The organism is Streptomyces sp. NPDC050528, assembly GCF_044457795.1.
GTDB lineage: Bacteria > Actinomycetota > Actinomycetes > Streptomycetales > Streptomycetaceae > Streptomyces.
In genome coordinates this window covers 399,083-422,941 of sequence record NZ_JBITHH010000008.1, presented here as the reverse complement: position 1 = coordinate 422,941, position 23,859 = coordinate 399,083, and the positions used below count along the sequence as shown (strand labels likewise).

Here is a 23,859-nt window from a genome sequence, read left to right as displayed (position 1 = left end):
TGCTCCTTGTGTGTCGGAAACCCTGCGGACACGTCCAAACTAGGCCGGACCGTCCGCCGGGGCTTCGACCAAATGACCTAGTTGCCGGCAGAGGTACAGACGGGGCCGACGGGGGACTCGACGAACGCCGTCACCGCCTTCGCGAAGGCCTCGGGCTCCTCCAGGTGACCGAAGTGCCCGCTGTTCTCGAAGATCACCAACTCCGAACCGGGGATGAGCTCGTGGAGTTCCTCGGCCCAGCGCACCCCGCAGATGACGTCGTGGCGGCCGACGAGGACGAGGGCCGGCACGGTGAGCGAGCCGAGGTCGGCGCGGTCGTCGATGACGTCCGGGGTGAGGTCCTCGTCCAGCCCGGAGATGTAGGTGGCCGTCACCGCGGCGCGCGCGGGCCCGAACTCGTCCTCCCGGCCCCAGAAGTCGGCGAAGTACGCGGGGAAGATGCCCCGCGCCACGGCGGTCATCCGGTCGTCGTCGGAGATGGTGGGGATGCTCTGGAACGCCTCCACGACCTCGGGGAGCCCCGGGTTGTCGGCGTGCCGGGCGGCGAACTCCTGCACCTTGCGCATGGCCTCGGCGCCGTGCTCGGGACCGGTCACCGGGGCGCTGTCGTAGAGGATCACGCCGGCGATGCGGTCGGGGTGGTGCAGGGCGTGGTACTGGGCGACGAAACCGCCGTGCGAGTGTCCGAGGAGGTGGACCTCGGGGACGCCGAGGTGCTCGATCAGCGCCGCGAGGAAGCGGCTGTAGCGGGCCCGGGTGTAGCCGTGCGGGTGGGAGGGCAGCCGGTCGGAGGCGCCGGTGCCGATGGGCTCCGGGTAGACGACGGTGAGGTGCTCCTCCAGCGCGGGCATGCGCAGGTAGTCCCAGAAGATGCCCGGTCCGCCGGAGTGCGCGACGCAGACCGGTCCGGCGCCGTGGACGTGGTAGCTCTGCGTGACCCCGTCGATCTCGACGGTGTGGGTCCCGGTGGCGAGCGGGTCGGTCGAGGGGGTGGTGCTCATGGGATCTCCCTGTTCGGCATACGGCGATGACACGGACAGGACGCGGGAGGGACGACGAAGTTCGAAATGAACGATGTGACGCCGGTCACGCGAGGAGAGCCTGCGGAATGGGCACCGGCCGGGGATGGACGAGCCGCAGCCGGTGCACCCGCCCGGCGCCGTCCAGACTCATGAGCCACGCCACGGCGGGCGGGCAGTGGTCGGGGTCGTCGTCGGGATTGCTGATGTCCATCTCCCAGACGACGAGCGACCGCCCGGCCACGGCGTGCGCGAGATGCTGCCGTACGCCGGCCTCCAGGTCGCACTCCATCCCGCGCACCAACAGGCTTCTGCCGCCCACCGGTTGGTTCCCCCGGACCAGCGCGGCCTCGGGCGACCAGCGCTCGGTGAGCAGCTTCCCGAAGTGCCCGCTCTCGGCCGCGTGCAGCGTCTCGCGCGCCTCGATCCGGCTGGCCCGGGTGCGCCGTCCCACGTCCCCGTGCGGAGCGTCGGCCGTCGCGGCGAGGGCCAGCGCGAGCTTGGCCCGCCCCTGGCTGAGCCGGCTGCGGACCGTCCCGACGGGCACCCCACAGGCCTCGGCTATCTGCTCGTACGACGTGACGCCGACACTGAAATGCCGCAGCACGAGCGGCAACCGCAGCGCGGGCGACAACTCCTCGATGGCCTCCCAGATCCAGTCCCGCATGGCGTGCCGCTCCAGCCACCGCTCAGGACCGGATTCGGTGACGGGCACATGGAGATCGTCGAGCGGCCGAAAATCAACGACCCCTCGAAGCAACGACCGCGCGGCGTTCCGCACGATCATCCGCAACCAGGCCCCTACGGCCTCCGGGTCCCGCACATCCCCCACGCGCCGGAGCGCGGTCAGCGCCGCGTCCTGCACCACGTCGTCGACATCGGGCCCCGGCCCCAGCACACTCACGGCGACGGCCCGCATCCCGGCCCGGTGCCGTTCCAGCAGCAGCCCCAGGGAGGCGACGTCCCCGGCCTGCGCGGCCAGGGTGAGCGCCGCGTCCTCGATGCGCGTGATCTCACCCACGTTCCGGCTGCCCATGCTGCCCCTCTTCCGGCGCCACCGTCGTCCGTACGACCGTAATGGGCGCGCTCCGTGAGGTCACATCGCACGAACCCTTGTGCCGTACCCGGCCCACCTCGCCCTTTGTCTTGACATCAGGACGAACGGGTTCCACTGTGGCGGAGACAGTTTATGGACCGGTCCAAAGAAGGGCAGTCATGGTGACCTCTCTCGGTGTTGCCGTCGTGGGCTTCGGATGGATGGGGCGGGTCCATACACAGGCGTACGCCCGTGTCCCGCACCACTTTCCGCAGCTGGCCGTACGGCCGCAGCTCGTGACGGTCGCCGAGGACGTGCCCGGGCGGGCCGAGCAGGCCGCCGAGCAGTTCGGCTTCGCCTCCACCACCCGCGACTGGCGCGCGGTCGTCGACGACCCGCGCGTGCAGGCGGTGAGCATCACCGCGCCGAACTTCCTGCACCGCGAGATCGGCGTCGCGATGGCCGAGGCCGGCAAGCACATATGGATCGAGAAGCCGGTGGGCCTGTCCACGGCGGACGCCTCCGCCGTGTCCGACGCGGTCACCAAGGCCGGTGTCCAGGGCGCGGTCGGCTTCAACTACCGCAACGCGCCCGCCGTGGAGGCCGCCCGCGACCTGATCGCCTCCGGCGAGCTGGGCACGGTCACGCACATCCGCGTCCGCCTCTTCAGCGACTACGCGGCCCACCCGGACGGCGCCCTGACCTGGCGCTACGAACTGGAGCGCGGCGGTCACGGAGTCCTGGGCGACCTCGCCTCGCATGGCGCGGACCTGGCCCGGTACCTCCTCGGCGACATCACGTCCCTCGCCGCCGACACCGCGATCTTCCTGCCGCAGCGGGCCCGCCCCACCGGCGCGACCGCGGGCCACGCCCTGGCCACCGGCGGCGAGTTGGGCCCGGTGGAGAACGAGGACTACGTCAACTGCCTGCTGCGGTTCGCCTCCGGCGCCCGGGGTGTCCTGGAGGCCTGCCGGGTCTCGGTCGGCGAGCAGAACAACTACGGCTTCGAGGTGCACGGCACCAAGGGCGCGGTGTTCTGGGACTTCCGCCGGATGAACGAACTGGCCGTCAGCCGCGGCACGACCTACCAGGACCAGCCCGTCACCACGGTCTATGTCGGCCCGGGCGACGGCGAGTTCGGCGCGTTCCAGCCGGGCGCGGCGAACGCGATGGGCTACGACGACCTCAAGGTGATCGAGGCGTACCGCTTCCTGCGCTCCGTCGCCGAGGGCACGCCGTACGGCGCCACGCTCCCGGATGCCGTACGCAGCGCGGCAGTTGTGGACGCGATGGTGCGTTCCGTCGAGACCGGCGGCTGGGTGAGCCCGGCGTGAACGGCGCGCGCGTCGCCTGATCGGCGCGCCGCCGGGCGCCCGCGCGATCTCGCGCCCACCCGCCGGACTCGACTACCGTTCACGCTCGGGAGTCACTCGCCTACGCTGTGGTGACCGGTTGGCGGACGGGTATGGGGGCGGCATGGGATACGGCTTCGGACAGCGGCGGGGCGGTCAACTCCCCGTGGAGTTGACCAGCTTCGTCGGACGCACCGAGGAACTCGCGGTGCTCCAGGGCGAGTTGGCGCGGTCACGGCTGGTCACGCTGGTCGGTCCGGGCGGGGTCGGCAAGAGCCGTACGGCGCTGCGGGCGGCCCGGGCGGTCGCGGACCGGTTCGCCGACGGGGTGCGGCTGGTGGAGCTGTCGGCCCTGCACGACCCGGAGTTGGTGCCGCCGACCCTCGCGGGCGTCCTGGAACTGCCCGAGCAGTCCGGCATGACGCCGTTGGACGCCATCGTGGAACACCTGCGCGGGCGGCGGATGTTGATCGTCCTCGATACCTGCGAGCACCTGGTCGACGCGTGCGCGATGCTCTGCGACATCCTGCTGCGCGAGGCCCCGGGACTGAGCGTCCTCGCCACCAGCCGCCAGCCGCTCGACGTCCCCGGTGAGCGCTGTCTGCCGATCGCCCCGCTGACCCGTGCCGACGCCGTCGACCTGTTCGCGCAGCGCGCCGCCGCCGTCACCGGCTCACCCGCCCTCGACGGCGCCGACCGCGAGCACACCCTCGCCCTCGTCGACCGCCTCGACGGCATCCCCCTCGCGCTGGAACTCGCCGCCGTCCGCCTGCGGGCCGTCCCCCTCTCCGAACTCGTCGCCCGCCTGGACCGCCACTGCGAGGTCCTGACCGGCGGCCGCCGCACGGCACTCACCCGCCACCAGACCCTGCGCGCGGCCATCGAATGGTCCTACGACCTGTGCACACCGCCGGAACAACTCCTGTGGGCGCGGCTGTCGGTGTTCGCCGGTTCCTTCGACCTGTCCGCCGCCGAGCGGGTGTGCGCGGGCGACGACCCCGGTGGAGCGGTCCGACTCGACGGGGAGCAGGTCGTCGAGGCGCTGATCGGGCTGGTCGACAAGTCGGTCGTCCAGCGCATCGGCGAGGACGGCGGCCGCTACCGGCTCCTGGACACCATCCGCGAGTACGGCACCGCGCGCCTGGCCGACACGGACGACGCAGAGGCCGTACGACAACGGCACTTCGCCCACTACGAGGAACTCGTCGACCGCTTCTGGAACGGTCTGATGGGCCGGGGCCAGGTCCAACTGCACCGTGCCGTACGGGCGGAGATCGCCGACGTGCGGGCGGCCCTGGAGTACGGCTGCGCCACCGAGGGACGGGCGAGCGACGCGCTGTGGCTGGCGACACGGCTCGGGGCGTACTGGCGGGCGGCGGGGACGCTGTCCGAGGGCCGGTACTGGATCGACAAGGGGCTCGGGCTCGCCCCGCAGGACTCCGCGGTGCGGGCCTGGGGGCTGTTCATGACCGGCGTGTTCGGAGTCTGGACGGCCGATCTGGAGACGGCGTTGGACCGGTTCCCGCAGGCGCACGAGGTGGCCCGGCGCGTCGGCGAGAACCGCGTGGAGCTGTTCAGCGAGGGCTACTTGGGCGCCCTCACGCTGCTCGGCGGGGCCGTGGAGGAGGGGTCGGCGGCCCTCGAAGCGTTCCGCGGGCGGATGATCGCGGCGGACGACGCGCTGGGCATCGGCGTCGTCCACTACGAAGGGGCCCTGCTCTACGCCGCGTTGGGCTTCACGGACCGCGCGCTGGAGTGGTGCGAGACGGGCCTGGCGTATCTGGAGGGCCGGGGCGAACGCCAGTTGTACGGTTCCACGCTCTCCGTCCAGGGCGTCATCCTGTGGCTGGTCGGCCGGCCCGAGGAGAGCTCGACGGCGTTGCGCCGGGGGCTGGAGGCGGCGAGCGAGATCGGCGAGGTGCTGGTCGCCGCGCTCGCGTCGCTGGGCCTCGCGTGGCACGCGGCCGGGCAGAAGCGGTACGTCAGGGCCTGCTGGCTGATGGGGTACGCGGAGCACGCGCGACGGCTGGGCGGCGACCCGGTCGGCATGCTGCCCCGGCTGCTGGAGGAACAGGAGTCCCAACAGCGGGCGGTACGAACGGCGTTGGGCGACGAACAGTACGAGCGGTGGCGGGAGGCGGGGGCCCGGATGTCGGGCCGCGAGCTCCTGGACGCCGTACGCACGGACACGGACGAACCGCCCGGCATCCCCGCGGCCCGCCCCGCGCCCCCGGACCACCGCCCCGCCGATCCCCTCACCCGCCGCGAACGCGAGGTCGCCGCGCTCGTCACCCAGGGCCTGTCCAACCGCGAGATCGCCGAACGGCTCGTCATCTCCAAACGCACCGTGGACGCCCATGTCGAGCACATCCTCGCCAAGTTGGGCATCGCGTCCCGTACCGAGATCCTGGCCGCGGCCCAGCCCGAGGGCAGCACATCGGCGTAGGTATCCGGTACCTACGTACCCCCTCCCAGCCCCGCGCCGACGCCTACGTGCACCCATCTCGCCACCCATCTCCGGGAGTTCACACCCCCCGCACCCGCCCGGCACCCCAAGCTGGTCCTACCGCCAGGGGAACGGGAAGTGTCGGAGCCGGCAGTGTTGGTCAACCCCACGGCTGTCATGGCAAGGCGTCCGTCACCGCACCTCCCCTGGCGGTATGCGCGCAGGGCTGCCCCTGTCGGCGGGGGCAGCCCTCCTCAAAGGGCCGGGAGAATCAGCCGCGTTCGGCCCGCTGGTACATCGTCTTGGCCGTGGCACCGAGGATCTCGCCGTACATCTTGGTCGGCGTGAAGCCGTCAAGCCCGCTGTTGACCGAGACGAGGGTGCCCTGCCCGGTGGCCTCCTTGAAGTCGGCCAGCCACGGCCCGCCGCTGGAGCCGCCGGTCATGTCGCAGGGGATCATCTGCTGGCCGTTCTCCTTCTTCGCCGTGCCCACACAGCGCAGGACCTCCTCGCCGAGCTGCGGATGGGTGGCGGGGTAACCGAAGGAGGAGATGGTGCCCCCGACCGCCCGGTTGAACGCGACCGGCGTCCCGCCCACGACATCGGTGAGCCTACGACCGCTCCTGTCGGCGTCGACGACCAGCGCGGCCACGTCGTTCGTGCCCTCCTCGGCGAAGGCGCGCGGGGTCAGGACGGTACGCACCGCGAAGGCCCCGTACGGCTGCTTGCCCTTGCTGTAGGCCGGGACGAAGACCATCGACATGTTGGTGTTGTCGGGTGAGGCGGACCGCCGGACGCAGTGCCCCGCGGTCATCACCACGGACCGGTTGGCGCTCGTCACGGCGGTGGCCGTGCACCAGGTGTCGGCCCCCGCGGCGTTGACCATGAACATCCGCCCCACGGTCTTCAGCTGTGGACCGGCCCACGTCTTGGTCTTCGGCCCGGTCGGCCCGAGATCCACCGACTTTCCTACGGCCTTGATCCGGGCCGGGCTCCAGTAGGCGAGGGCGTCCTTGCGTTCCTGGGCGGTGAACGAGAAGGAGGACACCGGGTCGGGGGCGGCGGCCGTGGCCGAGACGGGGACGGCGAGCGAGAGGGCCGTACCGGCCACGGCGAGCGCCGTGACACGGCGACGGCTCAGGCGCCGGTCCGCCGGAGGGGAGCTGTCGAACATGGGGGATGTCTCCTCGACTCGTTCAAGCGGGTGAATTGGGTCCGGCTACGCGCAGTCCAAGAGAGGTGAATCCGGTGATTCGGGTTGCGTCGCCGAAGGCGCGGCCGTCTCGCGGAGGAAGGCAAGGAACTCCCCCACCGTGCAGCTCCAGAGCCGGCGTTCCACCGACGCGCTGTGCCGGCGGGCGAGTTCGCGGTCGTCGCCGTAGGCGAACCTGACGACGAGCGGGCCCTCGCACGCGCGGATCTCGATGGCGCTCGGCTGCACCTCGTCGGCGGACCGCAGGCCGACCGCGATGCCGATGATCTCCCAGGCCAGCACGCCCGCTCTCCTGAACGCGCCCTCGGACGAGGTGTGCCACACCACCTCGAAGTGCTCGTGCGCGGGCGCCCCGGGATCGGGCCGCCGGTCCACGCTGTTCGATGTACTGGGCACACCTACGTCCTTTCTGTGCGGCGGGGAACTCGCGCCACGGACTGCCTAGTTGAGGGCGTCCACGGGGTTCGTCAGCCAGTAGGTGGTGCGCAGCGAGCTGTCGATGTACACGCCCTTGGCGGGCAGCGCGACCTTGACGCCCGAGCCGACGAAGTCGAGCGCGCGGTTCTGGAAGATCACCGAGAGCGTCTTCGCGGTGTAGCCGTTGGTGCCGCTGCCGTCGGCGGCGGAGAGGAGGACGCCCGCATAGCCCGACTGTCCGGGGCTGAGGGTGGTGACCGCCTGCGGCTGCGTGTCCTCGTCGACCGGCGGGACGGACTGCGCGTCCGTGAACCGCAGGGCCGGATAGCCGTACAGGTAGCAGGTCTTGGAGCCGGTGTTCTTGACCGTCAGCAGCAGGTGGTTCAGCGGACGCGACACGGTCTGCGCGGTGACCCTGGTGTTGGCGCCGGTGCAGGTCACGGTGGTCGAGGTCGACCCCTTGGACCCGGTGGACCCCTTGGCGGTGGTGCTGCCGCTGCCCTGCTTCGAGACGGTCGCGGGCGAGTCCGTACGGGAGGCCGCGGTCTTGATGTCCTCGGCGGCCGCCTTGGGCGTCGCGGTCGAGGAGACGCCGTTGTCGGCGGCGACGTTCGGGGTGCTCTTGGCCCCCGTGTCCTGGCTCGTTCCACAGGCGGTCAGTGCGAGTGAGGCGGCCGCGGCGAAGGTCGCGGTGAGGAGTGCCGTACGGCTGCGGAAGACGGTGCTGGACATGATCGGGTTCCCCCTGAGTGCGGTGCTGGAAGGCGGGCCACCGGGTTTCGTGGTGGGTCTCGCCGCGAACAACCGCAGCTTGTGCGGCGATCCGTCCCAGCCGCCAGAACAGTCGGGGGAAACGGGAAGCTGGAACGCTCACACAGGGTTTGACCTGCGGGAACGTACCGTCCCTGGAACGCGTGGGTGGGACGGGCACCGGCCGTCGGAGCGATCCGGCCGGTGCCCGTGCCGCACGATCAGCAGTAGAGGTTGGCCCCGGTGCCGGTCCCGAGGATCGAGGTGAACCGCGTGTAGGCGTCCACGCGGCTCTGCACCTGTGCGGGGCTCTTGCCGTCGCACTCGATCGAGCCGTTGATGCTGCGGATGGTCTGGCCGAAGCCGGCGCCGTTGACCATCGCGTTGTGCGGGGTCATGGAACCGGGACCGCTCTGGGTGTTCCAGTACCAGAGCGCGGTCTTCCAGGCCACGGCCGAGTCGTTCTGCACCAGCCAGGGGTTGCCCAGCAGGTCGATGCCCAACGCGTCACCGGCGGCCTTGTAGTTGAAGTTCCAGCTGATCTGCAGCGGACCGCGCCCGTAGTAGGCGGCCTGACCGGCCGGGCAGCCGTACGACTGGCTCCAGTCGCAGTACGTCGGGTAGTTGGCGGTGTTCTGCTCGACGATGTACACCAACCCGCCCGTCTCATGGCTGACGTTGGCGAGGAAGGCGGCGGCCTCCTGCTTCTTCGTGGTGTCGCTGCCGGTGTTGGCGAAACCCGGGTAGGCGCTGAGGGCGGCGGTGAGACCGCTGTAGGTGTAGAAGGAGTTCCGGCTCGGGAACATCTGGTTGAACTGGGCTTCGCCGACGACGAAGTTGCCGACGGGCGTGCCGGAGCCGTCGCAGGCGTACGGCTCCCAGTACCAGGTGCTGATGACCGGGTCGTAGCCCGGGTTGTCGTGCTCGGCGATGTACGCCTTGCCGTCGGTGTAGCGGACGATCTGGCCGGTGACGTACGACTGGCCGGCCACCCAGTTCGGGTAGCTGGAACAGGAGGCGGCTGACGCGCCGGCGGCGGGGAGGACCACGGGCGTCAGGCTACCGAGGACGAGTGCGGTCAGTACTGCGGCGATGCGGCGTCTCGACACAGGGTTCAACTCCTCTGTGGAGCACGGCCGTACCCCGCCAAGGGCAGGGCGAAGCGGAGCCTTGGTGCGCACGGGCCGGTCGGACCGGTCACGGCGTGGGGGGGGCGGCCGTGGTGGGGGATGGTGTCCCTCACTGAACCGCATTGGTATGTACCAGTCAAGGGTATAGACCAGTCAACCCCGCGCCGGGGCGGCCGAGTTACGACCGGCCCGCGCCGCGTCGGCCTGTCTCACCTGCGCAGAGTCGTCACCTCCAGCGCCGGGTCACCGGCGATCTGGGCCTGAGTGAACCGCTCGGTCACCCACTGCTTGCGCGAGAAGAGGCGCGTCTGGTCCGAGAAGTGGGGCGAGGCCGGGTTCGCGGACTCGCCGTAGGTGAGGAGGGTGTGGGCGCGGGGGCCGTCGGGGGTCAGCTCGACGGTCATCAGGAAGCTGCTGCCGAAGGCGCCCGCGGTCGGGGTGCCGGTGCCCGCGTCGGGGCTCGCCTCGACGACGTCGAAACAGCCCACGTCGCAGCCGGGCAGCGGGATGCCGTCCCACTTCTGTACGGCGCCGAGTGCGACGTCGACCGGGAGGTCACGGGCCGCGAAGTCCTGGACGGCGTCGGCCAGGGCGTGTTGGACGCGTACGTCGTCGCCGTTGAATCCCCTTGGTGTGGTGAGGGGTTGGGCGGGATCGTAGGGGACGCGGCGCCAGGTGTCGGGTGGGCCCTGGTCGAAGAGGCGGCCGACGAAGGTGATCCAGAGTGCGGTGCCCCGGCTGGTGGCGTCGGCGCGGGTGTCCCAGCGGGCGAGAGCCGCGCACGCCTGCGACACGTCGACCTGCTTGCCGTCCGTGGCCGGCAGGCTCGGGTGGGCGCGGCACAGGGCGACGACGTCGTCCCGGCCCGTCTCGGCGGACAGGACGCGGTTGCCGAACATCGACGCGCGCAGCGTGCTCTCGGTGAAGCCCGGTGCGCCCAACCCGTCGGTGCCGTCCCGGCGTTGGGCGATCATGTCGAGTCCGAGCTGGGCCCGCTCATCGAGTCGAGGCTCGGTGTCGTACACGCCCGGGAGGCCGGTGACGGGCGCCTCCGGATTGACGTACTGGGGGCCGTTGTTGGAGTTGGCCACGTAGTCGGTACGGCTCAACCTGGGCTGGTGGGACGGTCCGTAGACGCCCGGCACGAGCGCGTCGGGGTCGCTGCCCCAGGCGCAGGCCGACGTGGAACCGTCCAGGGCGGTCGGTCCCTCGTCGTTCGGGAGGGTGCAGCGCTTGAGTTGGTCGTCGGTGAGGTGCGGGACGGCCGACGATTCGGTGAAGTAGGTGCTGCCGCTGGTGTCGGCCGCGAGGGTGTAGGTCCAGGGGATGCCCTGGAACGTGTCCTGGGCGGCGCGGAGTTGGCCGAGGTCGTGGGCCTTGGCCATGGCCAGCCAGGTGTTCATGGAGCGCAGATTGTCGGCGTTGGCGTCACGGAGGGCGTAGGCGGTCGTCGCGGTCCAGCCGGAGGACAGGACGGGCCCGAAGCGCGAGGAGTACAGGGTCCGCCGGACGGTCGACAGCCCGCCGTTCGCGTCTCGCACGGTGACCGGGACCGTACGGCGTTCCATCGGCACGGTCCTGCCGTCGACCACGTAGCTGGTCGGGTCGCCGGGCGCGAGCTTCAACGCGTAGACGGAGTCGTGCTGGGCGTCGCTCGCGGTGTGTGTCCAGGCGAGGGTGCTGTTGTGGCCGATCTCGACCAGCGGGGTGCCGTAGAGGCCCGCGCCGGAGACGTCCAGGGTGCCGGGGATCGTCAACTGCACTTGGTACAGGCGGAAGTAGCCGACGGCCCAGGGCAGATGCGGGTTGGCGAGGACCATGGCGTTGCCGGTGCGGGTGGCGTCGCGGCCGAGGGCCCAGCCGTTGCTGCCGAAGCCCGGGACGGTGGGCGTCGCGGTGGGCACGCGGGATGCGGTGCCGGTACTGGATGCGGCGGAGGTTGTCGGAGGCTTCGCGTCGCCGATGTCCGGGACCAACGGCACTGTCGAGGTCACCCTGTTGACGTCGTAGACGACGTTCCACAGGTCGAGCGCGGTGATCGGCCGCACCCAGGGCTTGCCCTTGCAGGTCGGGTCCGGGAGGTGGTCGACGCCGGTGTCGCGGAGGTAGCGGTTGTATCCGGCGGCGTATCCCTCGACCATCCGGCGCAGTTCCGCCGTCGGGCCCAACGGGGCTTTCTGTGCGAGCAGTCGGCGGACGGTGCCGGCGCGCCGCTGCCCGCTGTAGTACGTGTCGCTCGCGAGGTTGGTACCGTCCAGCTCGCCCTGGCCGGACTCGCCGTCGGGCCCGAAGAACCGGGACCGCTCCCCCCGCAACGTCACTACGTGGTCGGCGAGTTCGCACACGTTGTCCTGCGCGAAGGCGTATCCGTACCCGTATCCGAGCCCGTCGAAGTCCTGGGCCAGGATGTGCGGTACGCCGTACTCGGTCCGGCTGATCCGGACCGTGTGCCCGCCCTCGGCCACCGTCTCGCCGCCCTGCCCCGTCACGGCGGACGAGGACGCGGGCAGCGCGACGACAGTGGCCGAGGCCAGGCAGAGAGTGGCCGCGACGGCGGCCAACCTGCCTACCAAGGAACGTCTATGACGCTTTGTCAGTTCTCCGGGTTCTCCCATGGCCGCCACCTTGCAGGCAGGACCGAGGAGGCGTCATCGAGCCTCCGGCGGATATCCGGGCGGCCTGTCAGTCTGGAGATGTAGGCCCTGAGGCGCTGTCACTGCTTGTGGATCTGCCGCAGCGTGGCGATGGCCATGGCGAACTGGCCGGACGCGTTGGGGTGAGCGGCCGCGGTGTTCACGGCGGGGGTCAGCGACTCGACCCACCGCTCCTCGCGCGGTTGGCACATGTCGTGGCCCACCGTCGGCGTGTAGGTGTCCGCGTAGGACGCGTTGACTCCGTCGGCCGTCACCTGGCGGCGCAGCGCCGCGTTCGCCTGCTTCGTGGTGTCCCGCAGATAGGCGAAGTCGCCCTTGGCGAAGGGGACTTCGGCACAGCCGACGCCGTTGTCGGGGAAGAGCGCGGGGTAGCCGACGACGATCACCTTGGCGTGCGGACTGCGGCGCTTGATGTCGGCGAGCACGTCGTGGACGCGCTGCTCCATGGTGGCGACGCGGTCGGCCAGGACGTCCTTGCCGTCCGCCGTGAAGTACTGCTTGCAGGGGGTGCCCTCGCGGTCCGTCGCGGCGACGCGGGCACAGGTGGCGAGCACGCTGCTGAAGCCGACGTCGTTGCCGCCCAGGGTCAGGGTGACGAGTCTCGTGCGGGAAGTGAGCGCGTCGGCCTGAGGAGCCTTACTGCCTTGAGAATTCCAGTAGTTCTTCGTGGTGGCGCCGCTGCACGTGACGTCGTCGAAGGTGTGGTTCAGGCCCACCATCGAGGCGAACTTGGAGATGAGACCGGGGTAGCTGCCGGTCGTACGGTCGCACTCCTTGTCCTTCACTCCGGCCAGTCCGGCACCGGAGGCGTAGGAGTCGCCGAGCGCCACATAGGCGGGCCCGCCAGTAGGGGTGGCCGTCGTGCTGTGGGCCGTCGCGGTCGGCGCGGCCAGCGTGACGACGACGGCCGAGGCGGTCAGGACTCCGGCGGCGGCGCGGCGCGTCCGGGACTCGCTGCCCGGGGAACTGTTCGATCCGATCAATCCGAAAGGGGACACAACGCCTCTTCGTTCTCGGGGAAGGGGACAGGCGCCGGCCGGTGCCGCGGAAGAGCTGTCGCTCTCTCGATGTGATCGAGCCTAGGGTCGGGGCGAGGCTCCGTCCTCGCGCTACGGGACGACCGCCTCGTAGAACCAAAGTTGGAGAACGCCTCGGAGGCGATGGCCCTGATCACCTTGGATCTGCACCCCTACTTCCGCAGCGACCGCGACATCGACACGGCCCTGCGGCAGACCCTCTTCAAGGCCGCCGCGACCGGGGTCGACACCGTCCAGATCATCCCGGGCAAGGGGACCGGCCAGCTGAAGAAGCGGGTGCTGGCCGTGCTGGCGCAGAAGCACATCAAGAAGCTCTACGCCCGGGTGGAACAGGATCCGACCAACGCGGGCCGGATCCTGGTCCACCTCCGTTGACTCCCCCTGCCCACGCGCCGGAGCCGGACACCGTGCGGTGGACCGGTCCCGGTCAGAACGCCGACAGGCCGTTCGGGGTGCCGTTGCCGGTGGGGCCGTCGTAGCCCGGTACGGCGGTGCAGAGATAGTCGCCGTCGCAGGTGCCGTTCGCGCCCTCGGTCACGTCGTTGAGGCCGGCCGCCGGGGCGGCGTAGAGGCGGGACGCGTCCGGGAAGGTGCCGGGGTCGCCGGCGAGCGCGATCACTCCCGCCACGTACGGCGCCGAAGCGCTGGTGCCGCCCGCGATCGTCCAGCCGCCGCTGCCTCGCGGGGTGGAGGTGATGTAGACGGCGGGTCCGGTGTCGGGGTCGGCGACGACGGAGACGTCCGCGATGGTGCGGCCGGGGCAGTCGGTGTCCTGCTGCCAGGCCGGCTTGTCGACCCAGGCCGAACAGCCGCTGCCCGCCCCGGCCCAGGCGGTCTCCTGCCAGCCCCGGTCGGTGTCGGCACGGGTGAGCGAGGTGCCGCCCACCGCGACGACGCTGGAGTACGCGGCCGGGAAGGGCGGGACGGTGTAGCCGGAGTCGCCGCTGGAGGCGACCATCGCCACCCCGGGGTGGCTGTAGTGCTTCGCGTAGCCGACCGTGCCGTGCGCCTCGGTGCCGCCGTAGCTGTTGGACACCTCGGTGGCGCCCAGCGCGACGGAGGTGTCCACCGCGGCGGCCAGGTCGGACAGGACGGGGTCGTCCGCCTCGACGAGCAGGAGGCGGCACTGCGGACAGGCGGCCGAGGCCATCTCCAGGTCGAGCCCGGTCTCGGTGGCCCAGTTGCTGGTGGCACCGGACGCCGGCAACGGAGCGGTGTCGCCACGCTGGTTGACCTTGCGGAAGCAGCCGTTGTCCGTGGTGCACGCCGGCAGTCCGTAGGTCGCCCGGTACACGGCGAGGTCGGCCTCGGCGGTCGGGTCGTCGTAGGCGTCGACGAGGGCGATGGTCTGGTCCGCGCCGCCGGTCGACGGCAGGCCGTAGGCCGCGCGCAGGTCGTCCGGACCGTACCCGGCGGGCAGGGCCGTGTCGGCGGCGGTCGCACCGGTCCGGGACGTGGCCGCGGCGGCCGGTCCGCGTACGCCCAGTCCGCCGTGCACGTCCGTACGCAGGAGGGCGAAGCACCGGGCCTGTCCGGCGGGGGCGGCACCGCAGGCGGGTACGACGTGCGGCTGCCCGGTGACCGTGCCGACGGCGCGGGCGGTGCCTGCGGCGGGGAGCGCGAGGGCGACAAGGAGGGCGGGCACGGCGGCCCGGAGGGTGCGTATCAGGGGCGCGGTGCGTATCGGGCGGGCGCTCATCCGGGGATCGAACTCCTGGTCCTGTAGGGCCTGTTGGCGGGTGGCGGGGGTTGTCATGAGGTGGTCGCCGCGACGGTGTACGCGTGCGTGACGGTCTCGGTGAGCGCGTTGCCGTCGGCGTCCTCGGCGGTGACCCGGAGCGCGGGGCTGGTGCCGCGTGCGGAGTCCGGGTTGGTCCAGGAGGCCCGGTAGGTGCCGTCGGAACCGGTGAGGACGGCGTCCTGCCAGGTCTGGCCGCCGTCGAAGGAGACCTGTGCCGAGGCGGAGGTGATCGCCGCCCGGGAACCGGCCCCGCCGACGGTCACATGGCCGATGTCCAGCCCCATGGTCTGGGCGGTGCGGTGACTGGTGTTCAGGTCGTCGGCGGCGAGGTCGAAGCGCGCGGTGAGCATCGGCAGGACCGCGCAGGGCGTGGTCGCCGACTGTCCCTCGCAGGTGAACGGGTCCGGCAGCAGGGAGCCGGTGTCGCTCGCCGAGGGCAGTCCGAACGTCAACTCGGTGTGGAGGGTGGAGGATTGACTGAGGGTGGTGTCACCGGTGAAGTCCTGGTCGGCGATCAGGCGGTAGCGGGCGTCGGGCGCGGTCTGGCCGTCGACGTAGGCGGCGGTGTTGCCGGGCTCGTCGTCGATGAGCGTGCCGTCGCGGTACAACTGGGCGCCGGAGACGCGGGGTTGCTCGTCGTAGACGGTGGTGCCGCCGTTGTGGTCGGGCTCGGTGTCGGTCAGGGTGAGGAAGGCGAGCAGCGTGCCGTCCGCGATACAGGCGGAGCAGTCCGAGCCGCCGAACGGACCGCTCGTGTACTGACCGAGGCCCAGGCCGATCGGGCCGCGCGCCCAGTCCTGCGTGTAGGCGTGGCCCGCGACGAGGGTGCGGAAGCCCGAGTTGAAGCCGACGCTCGTGCCGGGGAAGGACTGCTGGATCCAGACACCGCCGTTGTCGGTGCTCAGGTAGTCGGTGACCCGGGCGGGCATGGTCTGCGGCACACCGGCCGAGATGGCGGCGGGGAGTCCGGGGGCGAGTTGGCCGCTGGTGAGGCGGCCGTCGGGAGAGGCCGCCGGGTCACGGACGAACCGCTGCCGCACGGTGGCGACTTGCTTGCCGGTGACGGTGATCCGCTGGTCGGCGGCCACCTCGTCGGAGAGCTGTCCGGCGAGGTCGTAGCGGTAGGGGTCGGTGGTGTCGGTGCCGTGGCCCGACCACTGGGTGAAGTAGGCGACCTTGCCGACGGTGGCGGCCGGTTGGGCGTTGACGTAGACCGGGGTGGAGTCGGTGGAGATCGCCGAGGCGGTGGGGGCCGCGCCGACCGAGCCGCCGGTGGCGTCGGTGCGCGCCCAGGTGGCGGCGGTGAAGTCGGCGGTGGCGGGGCGGGGTGTGCCGGCGGCGACCTGCGAGGTGGCCGTGCGGGCGTCGAGGTCCGTGCTCGCCGGGCCGGTCACGTCGAGGTCGGTGACGGTGACCAGGGACTGCGCGGTGACATTGCCCGAGGCGTCGAAGTCGACCATGGGCGCGGCCAGGCTGTAGTGACCGGACGGGACGGCCACCTTCTCGATGCCGTCGTCCACCGGGAGGACCGCGCTCATCATGGCCGCGTTGTCGGTGTCGGTCACCAGGACCTGCCCGGTGGCGGCGGCGCCGGACCGGTCCTCGGCGGTGATCCGGAGGATGTTGAGCTTGTACTTGGCGGCCGAGCCGCTCGCGTCCGGCGTGCTCGCGGCGGCCGTCGGACCGGGCTCGGCGACGGAGGTCACTCCCGCGAACAGCGCGGTGCTGCCCGGCCGGTGACCGGCCCGTACGTCGGCGGCGATCCGCTGCTTCAGCAGCCGCGCGAGCTTCCGGCCGGACGCGGCGGTGGCGTACCCGTGCGCGGACGAGCCACCGGTCGAGGTGAGTGTCAGCCCGGTGGGGGCGGTCCGTCGGGCGCCCTTGGCGTAGGACACGGTCACCGGGACGCGGTCGTCCGTCGCCGTGCTCCTGGCCGCCGCGGTCACGTCGAACAGGGACAGATCGAGCTGCCTGCCGACGTACGGCTGCGCCACGGCCGGGATCACATAGCGGTCGCCCGATCCGTCCTGGAACGACAGGAAGGAACCGTTGCCCGCGGCGGACGAGGCCGGGTGTACGGCGATGGTCTGCGGACCCGACTCGCTTGTGGTGACGGTGACTTGATCACCCGTCACCAACGTGACGGTCCGGGAGTCGGACGCTTTCACGGCCGCCTTCGCAACCGCCACCTTGCCCGGCGGGACCCCCTCGGCGGCGAGCGCCGGAGCGCCCAGCGTGGCCGTGGCGGTCACGAGGATGCCGAGGGCCAGGGCTCCGGCGGCGGACGACCTGGTGGAGAGCAGGGGTGTTCTCACGCATGGCTCCTTGGGTGGGTGGTGTCCGGCAGGGCGAAGGCCGCCGCTCCGCCGTCCCGGACGGCAACTGCGCTGAATCCAGGCCTCGTTGATGTACTCACGGCCGATCAGACTGGCCGGGTCATGTGATCGCGAACGGCCGGGAAGACGACCGGACCGCAACAGCTCCCACTATGTGATCATCGCGTAACAGCCGTGCGGCGAACGGGTGTTGGGCGTCAATACTGTGCGCATGCCACGTGTCCTCCTGATCGAAGACGATCCCGCCGTCCGCGAAGGCGCCCTGCTCGCCCTGCGCCGCCAGGGCCACGACGTCGCGGCGGCCGGGACCGGGGAGGAGGGGCTGGACCGGTTCCGGTCGTTCCGGCCGGAGGTCGTGGTGCTCGATCTGATGCTGCCCGGGATGAGCGGGCTGGAGGTGTGCCGCCGTATCCGCATGGACAGCCAGGTGCCGATCATCATGGTGACCGCCATGGGCGACGACATCGATGTCGTGGTCGGACTGGAGACCGGGGCGGACGACTATGTGGTCAAACCCGTCCGGGCCCGGGTCCTGGAGGCCCGGATCCGGGCCGTACTGCGCCGCGTCGAGCAGGGACCGTTCCCCGACGGCACCGTCGCCGCGCCCGAGACGTACGGCGAGCTCCGCATCGACCGCGCGGCCCTCACCGTCACCTGCGGGGGTGCCGCCGTCGCGCTGGCCCCGTCGGAGCTACGGCTGCTGCTGACGCTGTCCGCCTCCCCCGGCCAGGTGTTCAGCCGGCAGCAACTCCTGGAGGCCGTGTGGGAGCACAACTACCACGGCGACGCCCGGCTGGTGGACGCCTGCGTCAAGCGGCTGCGGACGAAGTTGGGCGAGCCCTCGCGGCAGCCGCGCTACATCCAGACCGTCCGGGGCTTCGGCTACCGGTTCAGCAGTTCCCGGTGACGGCGCCGAAGCAGCGGCCGCCGGTGACGACACCACCGTCCCCGCCCCGCCGACGGCTGCTCCGCTTCCCGGTGCTGCGCGGGCTGCGCGTGCGGCTGATGGTGGCGTTCGGTCTGGTGGCCGTCGTCGCCACGCTGTCCACCGGGGCGCTGACGTTCCGGGAGGCGCGCACCGGCATCCTCCAGCAGAGCCAGGACTCCGTCATCCGCCTGCTGCGCGACCGGGCCGGCACCCTCGCGCCCGGCCTGACCGTCCCGCCCGACTCCGAGGACCTGACGTCGTTCGCGACCCGGGTCGCCCAGGCCGATCCGTCGAGGAAATGGCGGGTGTTGGTCACCTACCACGGCCTGAGCGCCACCTCGGTACCGCACGACCCGTTCGCCGAACTGACGCCCGCGCTGCGCACGACGGCGACCACCGAGACGCCGACCGTCTTCCAGCGGGTGACACACGCCGGCCACTCCTCCCTGGTCGTCGGCATGCCCGTCATGCTCGCCTCCCCGAACGGGGAACGCAGGGCCTCCGGACTCACGGTCTTCCTGACGGTCCCTCAGACCGACGAGGAGTCCTACGTCCAGGCCCTGGTCGCCGCCGTGGAACGCGCCACCGTGCCCGCCGTGCTCCTGGCCGTGCTGCTCGCGCTGCTGGCCGCCCGGGGCGTGCTGCGTCCGGTACGGAAGCTGCGGCACGCCACCCGGCGCATCGCCGAGGGCCGGTTCGACACCCGTCTCGCCGTGCACGGTTCGGACGAACTCGCCGATCTGTCCCACACGTTCAACGAGACCGCCGCCGCTCTGGAGGGTTCCATCGCCGAACTGCGCCGCATGGAGGCCAAGGCCCGGCGCTTCGCCGCGGACGTCTCCCACGAACTGCGCACCCCGCTGGCGGCCATGTCCGTGGTCACCGACATCCTCGACGAGGACGCCGCGGGGCTCGACCCGGACACCGCCCACGCGGTCCGGCTGATCAGCGAGGAGACCGCCCATCTGGCCCGGCTGGTGGAGGACTTGATGGAGATCTCCCGCTTCGACGCGGGCGCCGCCGCCCTGCACCTGGACGAGATCGACCTCGCGGAGTCGGTCCGGCGCACCCTCTCGTCCCGGGCCTGGCAGGACACCGTGACCACACAACTGCCACCACCCGGGGCCCTACGAGGACGCGTCGACCCGCGCCGCCTCGACGTGATCGTCGCCAACCTGGTCGGGAACGCGCTGCGGCACGGGGCGCCGCCGGTCCGGCTCTCGCTGTACGGACACCAACGGCCCGTACCGGGCGGTGCGCGAGGGTGGGCGGTGATCGAGGTGCTGGACAGCGGGCCCGGAATCCCCGAGAGCGTCCTGCCTCACATTTTCGACCGCTTCTACAAGTCCGACACCGCCCGCACCCGGACGGAGGGCAGCGGCCTGGGCCTCGCCATCACCGCCGAGAACGTGCACCTCCACGGCGGCACGATCCGCGCGGCCAACCATCCGGTCGGCGGCGCCCTCATCACCGTGGAACTCCCGCTGTCACAGCCGGATTTGGAGGCCTGGTCATGAGGTCGGTCAGGAGCAGGAGGGGCACGCGGTCGGGCGCGAGGTCGGGGATGCTGGTCGGCGCGGCACTGTTGCTGTCCGGCTGCGGCATCCCCGCGACCGGTGTCGTCCAGGCCGGTGACCCGGCCACGGGCGTCCGGCCCACCGCGGTGCTCTACTTCATCGCCGACGACCAACTCGTCCCCGTGTACCGGGAGGTGACCGAACCGATCCACGTGGTCAGGGCCGTGGAACTGCTCATCGGCGGACCGGATGCGCTGGACCGGCAGCGTGGCCTGACGACCGCGTTCACCCGCATGTCCACCCCGGCGATCACCGCGGACGGTGCCCGGGTGTCGGTTCAACTCTCCCCGCACACCGACCCGTTGGTGCCGATCGCCGCCCGGCAGCTGATCTGCACGGTCGCCGAGGCCCGCCTCGCGGACGCCCCCGACACCGTGCGGACCGGAGTGACCGTGATCGTGACCGGACTCAACGGCTGGCGCGCGCAGGGCACCAGCCACGACTGCTCCGTCCAAGCCACGCAGGGGGCCGCTTCCCGGGCGTGAACCCGCGAAGCGGCCCTTTGCGTTCCCTCGGTTCCGCCTACTGACCGAAGCCGTAGGAGAAGAGGTGGCCGGTGCCGGTCGAGCCCGTCACCGGCAGGGTGATCGACGCGACCTGTTTGGACGGGTCCAACGAGACCTTCGCGGCGAAGACATAGGTCTTCACGGTGTCCCGGCCTCCGCTCCCGGTGTTCCGGTAGGCCGTCGCGGCGGCCGTCGTGTCACCCGGAAGCGGCTTGCTCGCACCGCCGTTGAGGGTCCAGTCCGGGAAGGCGACCGTCCCCTGCGAGGTGGTGCCGTCGGTGTAGGTGACGGTCACCGCACCGGAGACCCCACTGCCGTCGGTCGGCGCGTTGGTCGCCGTGCCCAGCAGTCCCAGCGACGCACCCGACGTTCCGGCCGGCATCGAGATGGTCTGGCCGGCCATCTCCAGGTTGTCCAGCTGACCCGACGTCACCGTCGGCCAGGTGTAGTTGATCCCGTCGACCGTGAGCGGCGAACCGCTCGTGACACCCGCCGCCGCGAGCGCGTTCTGCGAGAAGGCCCAACCCCCGCCGTCGAAACCGCCGGAGAAGGTGGCGCCGTCGGGATAGATCCCCTCGTTCGTGTTGTACGGCCAGAGCGCACCGGCCTTGGCCACCGCCACCCGGAGGGTCGCCCCGGGCAGTGCCGCACCGGTGCTGTGGTCGGTGAGCACGAAGGTGACCGGGAACAGCCCTTCGTCCGCGCCCGCCGTCACCTTGACCTTCGCCTCGGCGCTCCCCGAAGCGGGCACCGTGAGCGAGCCGGACGCCGTGTCCAGGGTGACCCCGGAGGGAGCCGTCGCCTTCCAGTCGACGGTGACGGCCGCGCTGCCGAGGTTGGTCAGGTCGAGCGTGCCGTCACCGGCCGAACCCGGCTGCAGCACAAGGCCGTTGGCGGGACCGGTCGCGGCCAGCACCCGGCCGCCGCCCGTGGTGTCCGACGGCGGAGCGGCCGAAGGGCCGGACGCCCAGGCCGTGTTGGGCTGCGTGCCGAGCGTGAAGTCGAGGGTGCTCGCGCCCTGGAACTTCTGGTACGACAGCCAAGAGGCGTTCCACGCCTGCCCCTTGACGGCGAGCGACTGCACGTAGGGCGCGTCGGGCGCGGCCTGCGGCGCGTTGATCCGCACCGTCTTTCCGTTGCCGAAGGTCACCTTGGCCTCCGGGAACGCCGGGCTGCCGAGCGCGAGCGTGTCCGTGCCCGGGGTCTCCGGGTACATGCCGAGTTCGGACCAGACGTACCAGGAACTCATCGCGCCGAGGTCGTCGTTGCCGAACGAGCCGACCGGGGCGTTGAAGTACAGCTTCTGCTGCGCCTGGCGCACAGCCGCCTGCGTCTTCCAGGGCTGACCGGTGTAGTCGTACTCCCAAGGGATCTCGACACTGGGCTCGTTGCTCAGGTCGGCGTCGGTGTTGCCGGGGTTCGTGATGTCGTCCAACAGGCTGTCCAGGTAGGACGAGTACGCCGCGTCACCGCCGCGCGCCTGGATGAGCTGTCGCAGGTTGAACGGGACCATCGGCGTGTACTGGGCGGAGGTGCCCTCCACGAACCCGCTGGAGGTGCCGGGGGTGAAACCGCCCGCGAACTGGCCGTCCTTGTTCTTGGCCTGCATGTAACCGGTCTGCGGGTTGAAGACGTTCATCCAGTCCTGGGCGCGGGTGGCGAACTTCTCGTAAACGGCCGTCTTGCCAAGCAACTTGGCGAAGGAGGCGATGGCGTAGTCGGCGGAGTCGTACTCCAGTTGCGTGGAGACCGGGCCGTAGAAGTTGCAGCAGTTGTAGTCGTTCTCGTCGAGCGGGAGGTAGCCCTTCGCGTCCCGGACCGACTCGCCGGGGCGGTCGTTGTTCGGGACGGTGGCCTCGTGTTGCAGAGCCTCGAGGGCCTTGGCGGTGTCGAAGCCGGTCGCGCCGAAGGCGTACGCGTCGGCGATGATGCCGGCGGCCGGGTCGCCGACCATGACGTAGCTCTCGCCGTTGTTCGAGGCCCACTTGGGCAACAGGCCTGTCTGGTCGTAGCCGTTGAGCATCGAGGTGACGACGTCGGAGGCGACCGCGGGTTCGGCCATCGCCATCAGCTGGGTCTGGGAGCGATAGGTGTCCCAGCCCGAGTAGTTGGCGTACTGGGCCTTCTGACCCTTCGCCAGTTTGTGGACCTGGTTGTCCATGCCCATGTACTGGCCGTCGTCGTCCGAGAAGACGTTGGGGTGCAGCAGCGCGTGGTAGAGCGCGGTGTAGAACTGCGTCTGCTGGTCGGCGGATCCACCGCCCACCTGGATCTTGTTCAGCACGGTGTTCCAGGCGTCGTGGTTGGCCCGTTCCACGGCGCCGATGTTCCAGTTCTTGATCTCGGTGGCGAGGTTGTTCGCCGCGGCCGTGTCGCTCGTGTACGAGACGCCGACCTTCGCGCTCACCGTGGGGTTCGCGGTGGTGTCGAAGGTGAGGTACATGCCGTTGGCGCCGGTGGTGGGCGGCTGGGCGGCCTTGGCTTTCGCACCGGTCCCGTGGATCGTGGGGGCGGGCTTGGCCGGGACAGTGAAGTGCTTCTCCTTCAGCGGCGCGGACTTGGTTGCCTGCGGGGCGAGTTGGGCCTTGCCGGCCTTCAGCGACGTCGCGTCGGGAGTGATCGTGCTGCCGACCCAGGTGCCGCTCGCGGTGAACGGCTGGTCGAACTTGATGTCGAAGTGCAGCGTGTACCGGTTGCTCGCGCCGCAGAAGTGCCCGCTGTCGACCGCCCCGCTGATCTCCTTGTCGCTGATCACCTGGACGCGGGTCCCGTCCACCTGGGTCGCGCCGCCGCTCAACTTGAAGAGCAGGTTGGCCTGTTGACCCGTCGGGAAGGTGAAGGTGCCGAGCCCGGCGCGGGTGGTGTCGGTCAGCTCGGTCTTGACGCCGTTCGCGTCGGTGACCTGGTAACTCCCGATACCGGCCTGCTCGTTGGCGTGCCCGAACCCGACGGACGTACTCCCGAGGTCGCCCGACAGCGCGCCGGTCACCGGCAGGATCGGCAGGTCGCCCGCGACGGGACAACCGGGTCCCGAGATGTGGGTGAGGCTGAAGCCGGAGAGCTTGCTGTCCTGGTACTCGTAGCCGCCGCCGTCGGGGCGGTTGGGCGTGGTGTCGGGCCCCCACTGCACCATGCCGGCCGGCATGTCGGGGCCGGGGAAGGTGTCCACCGCTCCGGAGGTGCCGATGAGCGGGTTGACGAGGGACGCGGGGTCCGTCACGAGCGCCGGTGTCGCGGTGTTCGCGGCCTGGGCGGCGCTGCCGATCGCCGTGAGCGGAAGGGCGGTCAGGCCCAACACGCAGACCACGGCGAGGCGTTGACGGAATCTGGTGCGGTCACGTGGCACGGCTGAACGTCGGGGTCTCACCATCGGTCGCCTCCGCAGCGGTTCGTGCTTCGCAGATCAGGTGGCGGCGTACCGGAGGACACCGGAACGCCGGCGACAGGCAACAGTCCCTGGTCGCTCCCACGGCCTGACAACGTTGCCAATGCACGAGGGTCGAGTGAAACGCGTGCGCTGATGGTGTGTCAACGAGGCGAGCGGGGGTTTCTGGGGGCGGAGTTCTCGAACGGACGGGGCCGGGGGCCACGGGTGCGCGGGGTACGCGTGACGCCGACGGCCCGAGCGCAGGGGGCCGCGGCCGGGACCGGCGAGGAGTCCCGCGCCCCGGCGAACCCGCCGAACCCGGCTGGTCCGACGGGTGGAGCGACCCCGAC

17 protein-coding genes are annotated in these 23,859 nt (G+C 71.2%); 6 read left to right on the top strand and 11 right to left on the bottom strand.

What is annotated here, in order from left to right:
* Positions 1–77 precede the first annotated feature (77 nt).
* Together ACIBK4_RS28485 and ACIBK4_RS28480 are read right to left on the bottom strand one after the other, a co-directional pair.
* A complete protein-coding gene (locus ACIBK4_RS28485) occupies positions 78–1,001 on the bottom strand; it encodes an alpha/beta fold hydrolase (protein WP_398998926.1) in 924 nt (307 codons plus the stop codon).
* Between the two features lie 85 nt (positions 1,002–1,086).
* On the bottom strand, positions 1,087–2,055 hold the full coding sequence (locus ACIBK4_RS28480) for an RNA polymerase sigma factor (protein WP_398998923.1): 969 nt from the start codon (positions 2,053–2,055) through the stop codon (positions 1,087–1,089).
* Between the two features lie 179 nt (positions 2,056–2,234).
* Here ACIBK4_RS28480 and ACIBK4_RS28475 point away from each other — a divergent pair, with 179 nt between their 5' ends.
* On the top strand, positions 2,235–3,389 hold the full coding sequence (locus ACIBK4_RS28475) for a Gfo/Idh/MocA family protein (RefSeq protein WP_398998921.1): 1,155 nt from the start codon (positions 2,235–2,237) through the stop codon (positions 3,387–3,389).
* Positions 3,390–3,531: 142 nt separating this feature from the next.
* Positions 3,532–5,853: a LuxR C-terminal-related transcriptional regulator gene (locus tag ACIBK4_RS28470; RefSeq protein WP_398998919.1), complete on the top strand. Its 2,322-nt coding sequence runs from the start codon at positions 3,532–3,534 to the stop codon at positions 5,851–5,853.
* 271 nt (positions 5,854–6,124) lie between these two features.
* On the opposite strand, the gene ACIBK4_RS28465 is transcribed toward ACIBK4_RS28470, so the two are convergent.
* From ACIBK4_RS28465 to ACIBK4_RS28440, 6 genes are all read right to left on the bottom strand, one after another.
* Positions 6,125–7,027: a trypsin-like serine peptidase gene (locus ACIBK4_RS28465; RefSeq protein ID WP_398998917.1), complete on the bottom strand. Its 903-nt coding sequence runs from the start codon at positions 7,025–7,027 to the stop codon at positions 6,125–6,127.
* A gap of 45 nt (positions 7,028–7,072) precedes the next feature.
* Positions 7,073–7,462: a hypothetical protein gene (locus ACIBK4_RS28460; RefSeq protein ID WP_398998915.1), complete on the bottom strand. Its 390-nt coding sequence runs from the start codon at positions 7,460–7,462 to the stop codon at positions 7,073–7,075.
* A 45-nt stretch (positions 7,463–7,507) separates the two neighbouring features.
* Complete coding sequence (locus ACIBK4_RS28455; protein WP_398998913.1) at positions 7,508–8,215, bottom strand: DUF4232 domain-containing protein; 708 nt, start codon at positions 8,213–8,215, stop codon at positions 7,508–7,510.
* 239 nt (positions 8,216–8,454) lie between these two features.
* A complete protein-coding gene (locus ACIBK4_RS28450) occupies positions 8,455–9,342 on the bottom strand; it encodes a glycoside hydrolase family 19 protein (protein ID WP_398998911.1) in 888 nt (295 codons plus the stop codon).
* Positions 9,343–9,572: 230 nt separating this feature from the next.
* On the bottom strand, positions 9,573–11,936 hold the full coding sequence (locus tag ACIBK4_RS28445) for a penicillin acylase family protein (RefSeq protein ID WP_398998909.1): 2,364 nt from the start codon (positions 11,934–11,936) through the stop codon (positions 9,573–9,575).
* 140 nt (positions 11,937–12,076) lie between these two features.
* Positions 12,077–13,000 carry an SGNH/GDSL hydrolase family protein gene (locus tag ACIBK4_RS28440; RefSeq protein ID WP_398998907.1) on the bottom strand — a complete coding sequence of 308 codons (924 nt, stop codon included), beginning with the start codon at positions 12,998–13,000 and terminating at the stop codon, positions 12,077–12,079.
* A 156-nt stretch (positions 13,001–13,156) separates the two neighbouring features.
* Between ACIBK4_RS28440 and ACIBK4_RS28435 the strand changes: the two genes are divergently transcribed.
* The gene (locus tag ACIBK4_RS28435) at positions 13,157–13,429 is read left to right on the top strand and encodes a Smr/MutS family protein (RefSeq protein ID WP_398998905.1); all 273 of its coding nucleotides are present in this window, start codon (positions 13,157–13,159) and stop codon (positions 13,427–13,429) included.
* Positions 13,430–13,481: 52 nt separating this feature from the next.
* Here the strand turns inward: ACIBK4_RS28435 and ACIBK4_RS28430 are convergent, their stop codons facing one another.
* Together ACIBK4_RS28430 and ACIBK4_RS28425 are read right to left on the bottom strand one after the other, a co-directional pair.
* Positions 13,482–14,810, bottom strand: coding sequence for a S8 family serine peptidase (locus ACIBK4_RS28430; protein ID WP_398998903.1), 1,329 nt, complete (start codon positions 14,808–14,810; stop codon positions 13,482–13,484).
* Positions 14,807–17,110, bottom strand: coding sequence for a hypothetical protein (locus ACIBK4_RS28425; RefSeq protein ID WP_398998901.1), 2,304 nt, complete (start codon positions 17,108–17,110; stop codon positions 14,807–14,809). The genes ACIBK4_RS28430 and ACIBK4_RS28425 overlap by 4 nt, the downstream gene beginning before the upstream one ends.
* A 232-nt stretch (positions 17,111–17,342) precedes the next feature.
* On the opposite strand from ACIBK4_RS28425, the gene ACIBK4_RS28420 reads away from it, so the two are divergent.
* The 3 genes from ACIBK4_RS28420 to ACIBK4_RS28410 all read left to right on the top strand — a co-directional run bounded on the left by ACIBK4_RS28420 (position 17,343) and on the right by ACIBK4_RS28410 (position 20,121).
* Positions 17,343–18,038, top strand: a complete 696-nt coding sequence (locus ACIBK4_RS28420) for a response regulator (protein WP_398998899.1) — start codon at positions 17,343–17,345, stop codon at positions 18,036–18,038.
* 98 nt (positions 18,039–18,136) lie between these two features.
* Positions 18,137–19,576, top strand: a complete 1,440-nt coding sequence (locus ACIBK4_RS28415) for a sensor histidine kinase (protein WP_398999225.1) — start codon at positions 18,137–18,139, stop codon at positions 19,574–19,576.
* Positions 19,573–20,121: a hypothetical protein gene (locus tag ACIBK4_RS28410; protein WP_398998897.1), complete on the top strand. Its 549-nt coding sequence runs from the start codon at positions 19,573–19,575 to the stop codon at positions 20,119–20,121. Before ACIBK4_RS28415 ends, ACIBK4_RS28410 begins: the two co-directional genes overlap by 4 nt.
* 37 nt (positions 20,122–20,158) lie before the next feature.
* Here ACIBK4_RS28410 and ACIBK4_RS28405 read toward each other — a convergent pair whose 3' ends face one another.
* Entirely contained in the window at positions 20,159–23,488 is a 3,330-nt protein-coding gene (locus ACIBK4_RS28405) for a lectin (RefSeq protein WP_398998895.1), read from the bottom strand.
* Positions 23,489–23,859: the final 371 nt, after the last annotated feature.